Annotated in this window: 15 protein-coding genes; 6 read left to right on the top strand and 9 right to left on the bottom strand. The window is 54.4% G+C overall.

Annotated elements, in window-relative coordinates; all coding sequences use genetic code 11:
- Positions 1-29: 29 nt before the first annotated feature.
- The 5 genes from AC0V6O_RS03970 to AC0V6O_RS03950 form a co-directional block, all read right to left on the bottom strand.
- Positions 30-1,583, bottom strand: coding sequence for an FAD-binding oxidoreductase (locus AC0V6O_RS03970; protein ID WP_486141723.1), 1,554 nt, complete (start codon positions 1,581-1,583; stop codon positions 30-32).
- Positions 1,580-2,851, bottom strand: a complete 1,272-nt coding sequence (locus AC0V6O_RS03965; protein ID WP_472638039.1) for an MFS transporter — start codon at positions 2,849-2,851, stop codon at positions 1,580-1,582. The genes AC0V6O_RS03970 and AC0V6O_RS03965 overlap by 4 nt, the downstream gene beginning before the upstream one ends.
- A 5-nt stretch (positions 2,852-2,856) precedes the next feature.
- A complete protein-coding gene (locus tag AC0V6O_RS03960) occupies positions 2,857-3,702 on the bottom strand; it encodes an alpha/beta fold hydrolase (RefSeq protein WP_486141721.1) in 846 nt (281 codons plus the stop codon).
- Between the two features lie 37 nt (positions 3,703-3,739).
- Entirely contained in the window at positions 3,740-6,022 is a 2,283-nt protein-coding gene (locus AC0V6O_RS03955; RefSeq protein WP_486141719.1) for a TonB-dependent receptor, read from the bottom strand.
- A gap of 189 nt (positions 6,023-6,211) precedes the next feature.
- Complete coding sequence (locus AC0V6O_RS03950; RefSeq protein WP_472638036.1) at positions 6,212-7,198, bottom strand: LysR family transcriptional regulator; 987 nt, start codon at positions 7,196-7,198, stop codon at positions 6,212-6,214.
- 115 nt (positions 7,199-7,313) lie between these two features.
- Between AC0V6O_RS03950 and AC0V6O_RS03945 the strand changes: the two genes are divergently transcribed.
- The 4 genes from AC0V6O_RS03945 (at position 7,314) to AC0V6O_RS03930 (ending at position 10,575) form a co-directional block, all read left to right on the top strand.
- Complete coding sequence (locus AC0V6O_RS03945) at positions 7,314-7,778, top strand: hypothetical protein (RefSeq protein ID WP_486141717.1); 465 nt, start codon at positions 7,314-7,316, stop codon at positions 7,776-7,778.
- A 251-nt stretch (positions 7,779-8,029) separates the two neighbouring features.
- Entirely contained in the window at positions 8,030-8,686 is a 657-nt protein-coding gene (locus AC0V6O_RS03940; RefSeq protein ID WP_486141715.1) for a cytochrome P460 family protein, read from the top strand.
- A gap of 24 nt (positions 8,687-8,710) precedes the next feature.
- Positions 8,711-9,349 carry a cytochrome P460 family protein gene (locus tag AC0V6O_RS03935; protein WP_472638032.1) on the top strand — a complete coding sequence of 213 codons (639 nt, stop codon included), beginning with the start codon at positions 8,711-8,713 and terminating at the stop codon, positions 9,347-9,349.
- A gap of 320 nt (positions 9,350-9,669) precedes the next feature.
- Entirely contained in the window at positions 9,670-10,575 is a 906-nt protein-coding gene (locus AC0V6O_RS03930) for a LysR family transcriptional regulator (protein WP_472638031.1), read from the top strand.
- A gap of 22 nt (positions 10,576-10,597) precedes the next feature.
- Here AC0V6O_RS03930 and AC0V6O_RS03925 read toward each other — a convergent pair whose 3' ends face one another.
- The 4 genes from AC0V6O_RS03925 to AC0V6O_RS03910 form a co-directional block, all read right to left on the bottom strand.
- Entirely contained in the window at positions 10,598-11,527 is a 930-nt protein-coding gene (locus AC0V6O_RS03925; protein ID WP_486141712.1) for a pyridoxamine 5'-phosphate oxidase family protein, read from the bottom strand.
- Positions 11,528-11,529: 2 nt separating this feature from the next.
- On the bottom strand, positions 11,530-11,922 hold the full coding sequence (locus AC0V6O_RS03920; protein WP_486141710.1) for a YybH family protein: 393 nt from the start codon (positions 11,920-11,922) through the stop codon (positions 11,530-11,532).
- Positions 11,923-11,964: 42 nt separating this feature from the next.
- Positions 11,965-12,399: a hypothetical protein gene (locus AC0V6O_RS03915; RefSeq protein WP_486141708.1), complete on the bottom strand. Its 435-nt coding sequence runs from the start codon at positions 12,397-12,399 to the stop codon at positions 11,965-11,967.
- Positions 12,400-12,467: 68 nt separating this feature from the next.
- A complete protein-coding gene (locus tag AC0V6O_RS03910) occupies positions 12,468-12,854 on the bottom strand; it encodes a YybH family protein (RefSeq protein WP_472638027.1) in 387 nt (128 codons plus the stop codon).
- Between the two features lie 111 nt (positions 12,855-12,965).
- Between AC0V6O_RS03910 and AC0V6O_RS03905 the strand changes: the two genes are divergently transcribed.
- Positions 12,966-13,613, top strand: a complete 648-nt coding sequence (locus AC0V6O_RS03905) for a LysR family transcriptional regulator (RefSeq protein ID WP_486141706.1) — start codon at positions 12,966-12,968, stop codon at positions 13,611-13,613.
- Complete coding sequence (locus AC0V6O_RS03900; RefSeq protein ID WP_486141704.1) at positions 13,610-13,861, top strand: LysR substrate-binding domain-containing protein; 252 nt, start codon at positions 13,610-13,612, stop codon at positions 13,859-13,861. The genes AC0V6O_RS03905 and AC0V6O_RS03900 overlap by 4 nt, the downstream gene beginning before the upstream one ends.
- The last annotated feature ends 6 nt before the right edge of the window (positions 13,862-13,867 follow it).

Raw genomic sequence — 13,867 nt, 5'->3', positions numbered from 1 at the left:
AACGCAGGTATTTGCAAGGCCAGCGAAGTTTACAAACCGAGTGATCCTGGATTCATAAGGCCTCGCGGATCAAGGTGCCGCTTGATGGTGACAAGCAAATCGTCGGCCGCCGGAGCGAGACTGTCACGATAGCGATAAGTCCGCCCGATCTGAAAGTGAGCGGCGTCATGCTCAAAAAAGACGTCGGCAATCGCTTTGCGCATTTTCTGGCAGAGCGCCCAGGCATCTGAGTTTGCCGCCAGCACTGGCAGCTTGCCGAGATGCGCATCCTCAACCGTATCCTCGATCAACGGATTGCGCGCATCGGGCCAATACAGACATGGTTCGATAATCATGCCCGAATTGCCAACATTGGCCACCAAAGTCCCATAATGCATGCCATGCGCGTCCATCTCATCCTGATGGCGTGCAAACAGGTCCAGAAACGCTTGGAAACAAGCGTTCGCCTTGCTGTGCGAAACCAGCCCGTGAACCGGTGCCCAGCGTTCTCCATCGGGTCCCAGGATTGAGTTCAGCGGGCCAAAGGGATTGGCGCGGATAATCTTGGGAATGGTGTTCTCAATCTCACGCCCGCCATTGGCCGTAACAATCTCGCGAGCAATCGCGACATCGGCATCGGCGGCCGCCTGAATGCGTCCCTCGGCCAGCACATGAAGCGAGAAATTGGCGTCCTTCAGGAAGTCCCGGCCTGCAGCAACAACCTTCGCGCCTTCTTTCAGTGCCTTCAGCACACTGCCCTGCTTCTTCATCATGCCAACCAACTGTTTGGCATCCCCTGCAAGGCTATCGCGTTTCATCCTGATCGCATTGAGAAACGGATCGAAACCGAAACATTCGGTCGCTATCCCGCGCCGTTCAATCTCACTTGCTGCGGTCAGCCAGCTGGCGTGATCGTCAAAGGCAAAACTGGCATAACCATGGGCATCTGCTTCGCGGATCAGCCGCAATGTGACAGTCGCCTTGATACCCAAAGCGCCCGTGTCACTCAGGAACAATCCAACCAGATCGGGGCCATAGGGACGGGTGAAACCTTTACCCACGGAAAGTAAGGAGCCATCAGCCAGCGCCACTTCCAGCGCCAGACAGCCCTGGACGGCGGTGCCATAACGGCCCGTGCCCCAGAAGATGCCATTCTGGCTCATCCCGCCGCCAATGCTGGCTTTTAGCCCTGACAGGGTACCCCACATCGGAGTCCGCAGACCCAGCGGTTCCAGTTTTTCACGCAGCTTGGCCCAGGTGCAACCAGCCTCAACCGTCACGGTCATGTCGGTTTCATTGACTTCAATGATCTGGTCCATCCCGGCCAGATCGAACAGCACCGCACCAGGTGTTCCCGCCGTATATCCGCCCGTATAGCTCATGCCGCCACCACGCGGCACAACGGAGTGCCCGGCATCGGTTGCCGCCTTAATCGCCGCGGCAAGTTGATGCTTGTCTGCCGGTCTAACAACCGCAGAAAGATCGGCCCCGCGCGAATAGATGTCATGCGCATAGAATTCGAGGTCATCTGCACCGGACAAAACCTCAGCCCCTGTTTGGGTTAGCTGATCGGCGAGAGATTTTTCAAGGAGGGTGGTTGTCATGCAGTAGCTCCACTGGGTTGGGCGGACCCTCCCGTGTCCGCTGCTTTGAGATCGGGATAACGGCCCAGCAGCAACAGCAATGAACCGCCGATAAGAAACAGGACCATCGCAATTTGCAGCATGGAATCATAGCTTCCAGTCTGGTCAACCGCGCGCGCATAAAGCTTTGGCGAGACGCCAGCGCAAAGGCCGAAGAAAAGGTATACGGCACCGAATATCTTGCCGTAATTCTTCATACCAAAATAGCGCGCGACCATAAATGCGATCACATCGCTCTCTGCTCCGGCGGCAAGGCCAAGCAGGAAGGCAGCGATATGAAGCTGGCTGAGCGGCGCATCCTGGCCGATCAGAATATAGGCGGAAATCGCCGGTAAGAGCAGGACGGGAAACGCGACACCGGGCGCCCAGAACCGATCAAATAGTAGGCCGACAACTACGCGCCCGAGGATAATACCCACTCCGATCAGCGTCGCCACGCCGGCAGCATCGACCGTGGTAAACCCGTGTGTACGCACCATCGGCACCATGTGGACGTGAGCGCCGCCATAGGCGATCGATATGAGCACCGTCGATGCGACAAGAATCCAGAAGCGATAATTACGCAGCGCCTCGCCGATTGTGATGCCCAGAAGTTCTCCCCCTTCATCCGCCAGCGCCGGTGGTCGCTCCTCCTGTTTAGGTTCACGGAACCAGGCAATCGCCAGAGGCAGGGCGATAATGGCAGACAGTCCGGCCAGCATCGGGAACAACATGCGCCATCCGAATTCTTCGATAATCGCAGTGCCAAGCCGGGGCAGGATGATCGCAGTAACGCTGGTGCCCAGCAGCATGATCCCAAGCGCCAGCCCCCGATTTTCAACAAACCATTGGCTGATCCCGCGGCTCCAGGTGACCGGTGTAGAGCCGATACCGAACAGGCTGATCAAGACCCAGATTGCATACCACCACCAGACATTTGGCGGCGTAAAATAAAGAAGGGAGAAGGTGACGATGAAGGCAGCCAATGACCAGATCGCCACCTTGCGCGACCCTATGCGATCGGCAAAAGCGCCAAACAACGGCGCAAGAAGCGCGGCAACAACGCCGAAAATGGTGATGCCGTTGGCAACCTGCTCAACGCTCCAACCATATTCTTTCGTAATCGGATCAATGACAAGTCCGATAGAATTGTAGGGTATCGGAGATGCGCCTAACGCCACCCCGACAAGAGCGGCAATCAATGGCTTGGTACCGAGACGAAACTCACCAGTTTTGGACGCTTGTGTCATCGGCTCTATGCTCGCTTCGAAATATGGAGGTCTGCCAAAAGTCGCGTCAAACCGACGGGATCGGTTATCATGGCATCATGACCGGTTTGGAGCTCGAAATAGCGCCATGCGGGATCGCCCGACACTTGCTGAGCAATATACGGAAACTGGGTCTGTGGCAGAATAGGATCGACGCAATGAATATATGTACGTGGCAATCCGTCAGCCCCGCCTTGCTTAAGTGAAATCGGATCAAGCCATGTCTTTAGCGGGTGCGGTGTCAGCCGCTCACTAACCCACTCGTAGGAAGGATGCGATACTGGAACGCCGAACAGCTCAGGCGGGAATGGGGGTATTGCAATTCCGTCGGTGGCAAGTTGCGCCAAACCGGCCTCGCTCGCAGCGATCACCTCCGCTGGGCGCGGTTCGCCATAGCTGATCATACTCTCGCCATTTTTTGGCACGGCGGCATCAAGATACACCACATGCGCAAGGCTATCGCGCAATTGATCGGCGACGCCGGTTATGACCATACCGCCATATGAGTGGCCGACCAAAACTAGGTCTGTCAGTCCATTGTCAGCGATATATTTCGTGACAGCGGCAATGTGATCATCAAGCCCTAGACCATCTTTAAGTTCGGCAGCGCGATCACCAAGCCCAGGCAGTGTCACGGAATGAACGCGGTATCCCGCCTGCTCAAGCAGCGGCTCCGCCAATTCCCAGCACCATCCCCCATGCCAGGCACCATGCACCAAAACCATGTCCTGACCGGCGGTGCCAGCGCTTGCTTCAAGGGTACTTGTACACCCGCTCATCATAAGACCAGCTCCAAGCCCGGCTGTGCCTGCCACAAATGAACGGCGGGCCATGGGCGGCCCGCCGTTGCTTGTTTGTAAGGATCGTCGCTTAGAACGCACGACCACCAAAATTGTAGCGGACGCGAATGGCCCAGCGACCCGGACGGTTGAAGTATTGATCGCCTTGGCCAAATGTAGAGACCAGATAACGCTCGTCTGTGCAATTGCTGCATTCGACCGAGAGTGTGATCGCATTTGAGTTCGACGGTGTGATGTCAATGCCCGCGTTAACAAGCGTGTAGCCATCAACCGGACCCAGGCTTCTGGTCGCAATATCAAGGTCAGATGACACGCGTATGCTTCCGCGCGGCGTGATGGTCACCGGACCCATATCGATATCCCAAGACCCACCAAATGTGACCTGCGATGATGGTGTTCGCCGTGTCCGCGCAATGTTACAATTGATGTCAAACGACGATAGCTGCGTGTTTGGAGCCGCACAGGCCGCAAACTCTTCATCGCTTGGCAACAGCTCGGCATCTTGCAGGCCAAGTGCGACATAGAAATTCAAGTTATCGGTAGGACTGATGAATGCCTCAGCCTCCAGACCCAAATTCTCTAGCGCGCCAGCATTACCAACCGCAAAGGCTCCGCCTTCTAGGGCTGTGTTCGCTTGGAAATTAGTAGTGCGCTGGAAGAAGCCGGTGACAGCCAATCTCAACGCCGGACCAATGCTCGCCCTCACTCCAGTCTCATAGGACCAAACACGCTCTGCAAGGAATGGCGTAAGGCCTGAAGCATTATCAACCCGCGCATTCCAACCGCCCGACCGGAAGCCGCGCGTGGCCGACGCAAAGACGTTCAAATCATCATTGATGAAGTACTGAAGTGCGAAACGTGGGGTGAAGATGCTTTCCGAAATCGTTGTCGGAATGCCCAATGCAATCAGGTTCGCCGTGGTCAGGTCGGTGATGTCACCAACCGGAGCGTTGTCAGACACTGAGAAGTCTTTGCTCTCATCAGTAAAGCGTCCACCGAGCGTCGCGATAAGCTGATCCGTAATTGAGATATCGGCCTGAGCATAGACTGCGATATTTTCGGTATCGTTGGCAATGATCCGGTCGCGTGTCGCGCCAAAAATACCGAAATAGGCGGCCACATCACTAGTGTTCTCCTCCCTCAGGTAGAAGAGGCCGGCGGTAAGGTTGACTGCATCGTTAAACAGTTGAGCATTGTATTTCAGCTCAGCAGAAAACTGATCAAACTCGCCAAGGTTATCGATGACGAAAATATCATCTTCAGCACCAGGAACAGCGAGAAAATCGAAGTTCGGCAGCGGGAAGTTGGTCAGGAAATCATTCTCAAGCTGGCGATAGCCGACAATCAGGCTGATCTGACCATTATCAAGCTCGTAGCTCAAATTGGACGAGAAATTCAGCGACCGGCTCACACTGCCCGGGTCTGCCTTGGATTGCACACCCGGATAGATCGCGTCGAGACCATTGGGAAGGATCGAGATGGATTCGAGCTCAACCTCACCAAAGTTGCCGGTTGTCAGATTGTTGTCCCCGGCGATGGTGTCGCGGCCCGTAAGGTTCGTGACATCGTCATCAATATAGTCAGCGGTCAGATACCAATTCAGGTCGGGAGTGAGATCAATATCAACAGCCCCGCGAACACCCCAAGCCTGACGATCGTTCAGATTGCGACCCAATACAGGGTTGGGTAGCCAACCATTGTCATCAACATAAAAGCCGCTGGCCTTTATCCGGACGTTTTCAGACGCGGGCAGATCAACCGTACCGCGGACAATTACCTCGTCGAACCGGCCATAGCTGGCCTCGACAAAGCCGCCAAATTCATCAGCCGGGCGGGCAAGAACGATATTGATCGCACCGCCAGTCGTGTTTTTGCCAAACAGCGTTCCCTGCGGCCCACGCAAAACTTCGGTCCGCTCAACATCAAACAGGGCGATGTTGTTGGCGTTTTGGCGGGCGACGAAGATTTCATCGATATATGTGCCAACCGCCGGATCAAATGTTGGGAAGGATTCGTCCTGCCCCTGGCCCCTGATGAAATAGACGTTCGCGCTGCCCAATGTGGTGTTGTTGCTACCCACCAGGTTTGGAATGGAATCGACGAGGTCGATCGTGTTCTTCACTGCCAGAACGTCCAGCGTCCTTTGGTCCAAAGCAGTAACGGCCAATGGGACATCTTGAATGTCTTGTGCGCGCCGCTGCGCGGTCACGATGATAGTTGACTGACTGCCATCAGCACCGCTCGATGCAGCGCTGTCATCCGTTTCTTGCGCGGACACCGTTGCGCCAGAACTCAATGCGAGAGCCGACGCTGCAAACAGAAAAGCAGTTCTGGCGGTAAGACGATTAGACATAAATGGGCCTCCCAAGCAGCAATTGTGACTATCCCTTCGGCACATTGTTCCCCGGTGTGCGCTCGATGGGCAATTTGTCAATTTGTCCGGACAAATTTGATTGAGAAATAACGCTTGGAGAGTGAGGCGCCAACAAAACGTTCGCCTGTCACCACAACTTCTGGTTGTTATGATGAAGAGGCAACACTCCTAGAATTTGGACGCGGGTGGAGCACAATGTAACCGCTCATCGATCATCTCGCGCCATACCTGGTCAAAGATCGTTATCATCTGCCGCGTCAGCGCCTGCTGATCGGCATTTTTGCGCGTGGCAAGATACGCCTTGCGCGGCAGGGCAAAGGGGTTGTCGCCGATCGTATGGTACAACGCCTGCTCATGCGGCAGAGAGACGAGCTCGGGCGATAACAGCGCAACCCCATCGGTAGATAACAGCATAGATTTCAATAATATGACCGAATTGAGATCGACGAAATTGGCTGGCGGCTCCAGTTGTTGCTTCAAAAAGGTATCGCAAATGCTCTTCCATTGCTGACTGAGCTGGAGCGAGATCATCCAAGTCTGTGTACGCAAATCTTCGAGTGTATGGCTGTCGCGTTTCGCCAAAGGATGGCCCGCACGCATGACCAGCTGATCACGATCAACAAACAGGGGGTGGCGCTGGATCATCGGATCGGCAACCATATCGGCGGGTGGCGCGCTGGCGACGAATTCAACATCTCCGATAAGCAGCGAAGCATAAAGCTGGCGCGACTCGCCGGTCACGATAGAGACGGTCACATCAGGGTTCGACCGCTTGAATCGCTCGATCAATTCAGGCCCCAGACGCGGTAAAAACGTCCAGCCCAGGCCAATTCGGACGAAGCCCTGCCCCGCGCCGCGCAACGCGATCAATTCGGCCGCAGCGAGTTTGCTTTCGGAAATGATGGCGCGCGCGCGTTTCGCCAGAGTGTGGGCGAAGATCGTCGGAGCGACGCCTGTAGGTCGACGTTCAAACAGAACGACGCCCAGGCTGTCTTCCAACCTTGCAATGCTCTTCGAAATTGCCTGCTGAGTGACGCCGACATCCGCCGCAGCGACAGAAAATACGCCGGTTTCATATACCGCCATAAAGTGCGTCAACTTCTGAGGGTCGAGCGAAGGACGGATGAACCGTGCGCGGATATCGGGCTTTTTCATATTAGCGGCACCAGCCTGAGAACAATCAATCGTTGTGTCAAGAACCCAACGAGTTGTTATTCGATGGCACTCAAGGTTCCTATCGGAAAGGCCAAATGAGAGAGGTAGTCGTCTTATGAGTTCATCACAAAAGCCTATTCTTGACGGTATTATGCCCGGCATGTTGCGCCATGCTGGGGTCTGGAAAGGGATTTATCGGCATGTCGACGCAGTTGGCAATTTGATCGATGAACACGAGACGAAAGTTGAATGCGTCTTTCCAACCTCCGGTCCTTATGCCTACATCCAGCACAACGAATTCACTTGGGCCGATGGCCGGCAATATCGTGCGACCCTAAACGGCGAACTTCGCGAAGACCGCCTGTGGTGGGAAAATGACCGCTTTTCGGGCTGGGGATGGGAAACTTATGATGGAATCATCCTGCTCAATCTGGATCGCAAAGATGAACCAGGCGCCAACTTCTTCGAGATGATTACCATCGGATCTACCGGAAAAAAGCGAGCGCGAACATGGCAGTGGTTTAAGGATGGGGAATTGATCCGCCGCACGCTTTGCAATGAAGAATTGGTTCAGGCCTAAAGAGCTGCCGGCGCCCAATCTCTAAGGAGAGAGGCGAGCCTGGTGAAGCGGCGCCAGCGCGCCGATCGGTACATTCTCCATCTTTGCCCTTGCTGCGGTCTGAGCGCTCCGTGTGCCAAACATAGGCATTATGTCATCAAGCGATGGCTTCATTCACATTACCAAAACTTATCGAGATCAATAAATGTAATCGGCGGCGGAACTTTGCCATAGGCTGTCCTGAGAAGGACTAAAGCAACGGAGGGTGCCCCATGGCCAAAGACCTATTTATCAATCGAACAAAGTGGACATTCATTGCCGCAGGATCACTTGCTCTTGCCGCCTGTACGCAGGGAGCAGATACAGCTGGTGAGGGTGATCGAGCCACGGCATCCGCTGAGGCGTCGGGTGAGATAATCCGCGCATCCTTTAATGATGATGGTTCGGTGAACCAGCCGGAAAATTGGCGCGAATGGGTCTTCATCGGGGCACCTCTCACGCCAAATGCGCTCAATGGCGGGGAAGCTCCATTCCCGGAATTCCACAATGTCTACATCGAGCCCACCGCATTCGCCGCATATTCGGCCACGGGAGAGTTCCCCGAAGGAACTCAGATCGCCAAAGAACTGACAAGCGTTCGCAGCAACAACAATGCGGAAAACGGATCCACTCAGGAAGTCAGCGGAGTTGGCTACTTCGAAGGTGAGTTTCAGGGTCTGGAACTGACTGTGAAGGATACTGAGCGTTTTAAGGACGAGCCTGGCGGATGGGCATATTTCAGCTTTGGTCACTCAGCCCCCCGTATGAGCAAACGGCTTCCGCCATGCCAACAGCATCTTGTAATGCTTGCCATGCGGCGTCTGCTGCTGACGATTTCGTTTTCACGCAGTTTTATCCAGTTTTGCGAGCTGCCAAACCCAACTAAGTGAACAAAAAGCGGAGGGAGGCACTCCATGAGAAAAGCAAAATTAGGCGCCGTGGCTGCCTTAGCATTGGCCCTCGGTTCGTGCGGCTCGGAATCCTCTCCTGAGGGTTCCGAGCTAGCAAATGGAGAGGTGGCTTGGCCGTCAGATATCGTATCTGACAGTGGAGACATTTCTTTTCCGGAAGACTTCTTGGAATGGCAAACTCTGGGAGCTTGGTCGACGGCTGACGGTGCCGGGACCACCAATGGCATGCACCAGGTGTATGTTTCGCCAGGCACGATTGACGCCTATCGAAGCACGGGCAAGTTCCCTGACGGCGCTGTCCTCGTCAAGGAAGTGAGGAGCGCGGCGACCGCACAATTGTCTACAGGTGCGGCCAGTTATGCCACAGACAAGGGCGTCTGGTTTGTTATGGTCAAGGACGCTCAGCAGCGTTTTGGCGACAACCCGCTCTGGGGAGATGGCTGGGGCTGGGCGTTATTCGAGGCCAAAGAACCCACGAAACAAGTGGCCACGGATTACAAACGAGACTGTCTGGCTTGCCATGTTCCGGCAGAAGACACCGATTGGATCTACGTGGAAGCATATCCGGTCTTATGGGAAGATGGAAACCCACCCGTCCCCAAATGGCTCGGCGAGGTTGAGGCTTCACTAGACGATTCCTAAAAGCGGCAATGTAATGGCGGCTGGCGATGAGAGGCCAGCTACCATTGCTTGTTCGCAAGAATTGCTATCCGTTTGAAAATGTGAAGATCAATATCGGCCTAAGTCGGGCTGGCATGTTGCGGTGCAAGGTTGCAAATATTGCAAGCTACACCTAAACGCCTGAGATGAAAATCGACTGTGTTCAACCTGAAGACCATATCTCGCGTCCTCCATCAGAACTCTGCCCTAGGGCAGTTTTTTGAAGAATGATGGCATCGGTTGCAATGCGTGATCGATGCTCTTTTACGACAGCGATAAAGTCATAGCTTAGGAGGGATCACGTGGAGCTAAGTCAGATAAAATACTTTCTGTCGGTAGCTGAGACGCTGAACTTTACGCAGGCATCACAGCAGCACAATATTTCGCAACCCGCCTTGACCAAATCCATCCAGAAACTGGAGGATGAATTCCGCGGCCTGCTGATTATTCGCGATGGCAAGAACACGCGACTGACAGAACTGGGCCAGAAAATTCGCCAGGAGTTCTCAAGCATAGCGGAGAGCGAAGCGCGTGCAAAAATGCTTGCGGAAGAACATTTGCAATCTGGCCATTGCATGTTGAACATCGGCATCGCTAACTCGCTGGGGCCAGCGAAGTTTGCAGATTTTTTCTCGCAATTCATGAACGAGAATTCCAACACACGCATCGTTCTGCACCAAATCGACCAATCCACTTCTGAAGAGGCGATACTGTCGGGTTTCCTCGATGCCTGCATCTGTACACAGCGGCCGTCTGAAAATCATAAGATAAAAACCACCCCTCTTTTCGAAGAGCGAATTCTAATGGCCTTTGGAGACAAACCTGAACTTGCAGACAAGTCTCAGATCAGTTTGGAAGAATTCTCCAAGGAAAGCTATTTTGATCGTTTGAACTGCGAATTCCGATCAGATTTTCTGGCGATGGTGACTGAAAAAAGATTGGACATACGCCCAAAGGTGCAATCTGATCGTGAAGACTGGATCCAGCAACTGGTGGCCGCAGGCAAGGGCGTTTGCACCCTGGGTGAATTTTCAACGGTTGTGGCGGGCATCAATATGCGCCCCATTGAAGGCATCGACCTTAAACGCATGGTCTCTATGTCATTCATATTCGGATCTGGCGCTGCAAAGTCGATTGTAGGTCTGGAACAGCTGGCGCGTGGCTATGACTGGAAGGCAGCCGCTATATCCGCAGCGAAGATCGCCTAAAATACAGTCGACGCCGAGACCCTCAAAGCGCCGGATTGACCGGTGATGGTTTAAGCAGCTGCCACCTCAAGCCGATGCCAGCGTCTGTGGCGCGGACGTCTAACACATCGAAAGCGATCAATCGCTTTGCGCCGGGATATACTGCAATCGCGGCCTCATCTTCGATAATCTTCGCTGCCGCATTGATGTGGAGCAGATAGCCCGTTTCAAAATCGACGAAGAGCACAGCGGCAGCGGAGTTCGAGACCAGATTGCCAATCGTGTTGAACAGATTGTTGCCCCTATAATCAGGGACAACAAATCGGCCGTTCCCCTCGACGTGGATAAAGCCCGGGTTGCCGCCGCGGTGCGACATATCACTGCCCTCATATGGCTGGCCGCTGCCATCAAGGTGATGGCTGGCAATGAAGAACGTATCGGACCTCTTTATCAGATCGACGTCTTGCACCGACAGCTCATCTCGCTCTGCCACGACTGGATTTGCCGGCGTGTCGACGCGATCGATAATCGCCCGCGTGCTGATATATTTGGGGCAATTGCCGTAGCTCTGGCTGACCGTAATATCGAAACCATCCGGGTCGATACGAGAAATCCGGCCATGCATCCGGTTACGGCGCCTATTGCTAAGCTCGATGCCCAGAACGCTAACCGGGGCACCCACTTTCAGCTCAGCAAATGCGGGATCTTCGTCGTCAATCGTATTGCGAATACTCAAGATTTTGGGATCAGGTGACGACGCAAAGCCAACGGGGCCGGTCAGCATTGAAGCATATGGTTTCCCATCTGCGCCGACCGTGCCGACCAAGATGTATTCAAGACCAGCATAAAATTCGCGGTGCTGATCGGGCATCTCATCGTGCATCAGCCTTTCCGTGAGCATGTCGATTTGTTCGCGCATCCCCATCTTGTTTTGGAGGCGCATCTCATGCTCATGGAAATTCTGATCAGCCATCGCTACGCATCCTCAAGATTGGGCGGGCCGTTGGGGCAATCAATTAGATAGCCCCAGCCACCATTGTCCAGTTTCTTGGCAACTTCGGTCGATTGACCTTCCGCCATGACCGACCCGTCGGGCGCGATAACCCGCCAGTTCGCGCGGAGCATGGCCGTGTCGCCAGTGATGATTTCGCTGAAGACGTTGCTTTCGATCCTGGGGCGCACTTCCAAGAAGCCTTCAAAGGCCTTTCTGGCGCCTTCCAGGCCTACACTTGGCGGGGCGTCAGGTGGAAAGAACACCAGACAATCGGGGTGGAACATCGAAACGATCCCATCCAGGTCGCCTTCTTGCAGATAAGCGCTGACGCAGTCGGCAATTTCGCGCGGTTGATGGGCTATATGCTTTGTCATTTGGGGACCTCGATCAGTTTGAGTTGGGCAATATGAATGGCATTAAAAGTCGAACGAACCTGCGCTACGCACAGCCTCAGGCAGCCATGTTTCCTGCAGGTGCAGCCAAGTCACCGGCTTGGTCATCTCCATCAGAACTGTGGTGAATCGGGCGTTGTTGGCCAAGGCGGACCGCGTCGCTCCGGTTTGCCATTCCGTGTAGGTGGCAAGAACATGGTCGCCATGCTCATAGCGAATATCGACATCGCGAATTGCGATGCGAAAATCAGGGTTTGATCCGTAACTGTTGTCAAAGCCCGCTTGCAGGGTGGCCCGGTTCATTACCTGGCCTTCTGGTGGGATGAACTGGATATCCTGATGCAAGCGCGACAGAAAACGTGGATCAAGCTGATCGCGATCGGCAGTGCCGTTAAACCATGCGGCGAAAAAATCGTGCAGACCCACAATTTCGTTGGTGACGGTTTCCAAGGTTGTCATGATTCACGCTCCGGTACTCAGCTCAAAGGGGAGACAGGCCGCGCCGGTATGACGCGGCCTGCAAGGGATCAGGCTGGGCCGTTATTGTCGATGTCGAGGATCATCTTCCAGGCGCCCGTGTCGTCGCGTTGGTAGACCAGAACCAGGCGGCCTTCAGGGTTACGGACTTCTCCGGTGTCGCGCATTTTCATCGTACCGTAGAAACGGCCCGAAACGACGGCAACATCACCAAAGAACTGCAAGTCTTCAATGTCATATCCCGAGGTAATTTCGGCGGCTGCGATGCGGGGGTTGTACTTATCGCGGATACCTTGCGTACCAATTGTGACGGGCTGACGTTCATTCACGGTCATCGTGTCCGGATGACAGGTTGCGACCATCGCTTCGATGTCACCAGCGTCCAGGCCATTGTTCCAAGCGTTAACGACAGCTTCGATTTCTTCACGTTCAGTCATAATCATTCTCCTGTGTTTCAGTTTCAGTTTCGGCTTGCAAAGACAGATAGGCTCGCTAGATTGATCTGATAATCCGCATTTTAACAAACACACTGTAAGGAATATCAAACAATGGAACGCCAACAATTGAGCGACCTGACAATCTTCGCCGAGGTTGCACGTTCAAACGGATTCCGGGCCGCCGCATCCCGCCTGAACCTTCAGGCGGGTTCGATCAGCGAAGCCGTGCAGCGTTTCGAAGACCGCCTGGGCGTGAGGTTGTTTGAAAGATCCACTCGCTCGGTCGCGCTCACAACTGCTGGCGAAAGGCTCTATTCGCGCAGCCTGCCGGCTTTGTCCGACCTTGAGGTCGCCATTCAGGAACTGGATGATGACAAGGATGCGATTGCTGGCACATTGAAACTCAGCGCGCCATACAGCGCCGGACCATTCTTTCTTGATCGACTTCTCGCTCAGTTCGCCAAGGAATTCCCGGACGTTCAAGTCGAGCTTATTTATGAGGACGCCAAGGTCGATTTGGTGACAAGCGGTATCGACGCAGCAATCCGGTCCAACACGCTTCTTGAACAGGATACGCACGCCGTACCTCTCGGACCAAAGCTCAAGATGGCCGTGATCGCATCGCCCGGCTATCTCGCAGAAAAAGGCACGCCTGATCGCCCTGACGATCTGCTCGATCACGATGGGATATTCTTTGCCTTTGGCAATTCGGGGAATGTTGCACCCTGGACCTTTCAAGAGGAGGGGGATCGCGCGTGATCAATCCCAAGCGCCGGATGACTATCAACAATCTGCGGTCCATGGTCGAATTCGCGGCCAGCGGCCTCGGCCTTGCCTATGTCTATCATGAGGCCGCCAGAGATGCGCTGGAGCATGGCACGTTGGTGAGCCTGTTCGAAGATATGGTGCCTGAGTTGCCGCATTACTCGCTCAACTACCGCACGAAGCGACACATGCCTTCCAGATTACGAGCCTTTATAGATTTCGCGAAAAGAACACCCGTCTAGCTTTCG

It is taken from the genome of Erythrobacter sp. JB2-19 (assembly GCF_057365005.1).
The sequence above is the reverse complement of the archived record's forward strand: the minus strand, read 5'-3'. Positions and strand labels throughout refer to the sequence as shown.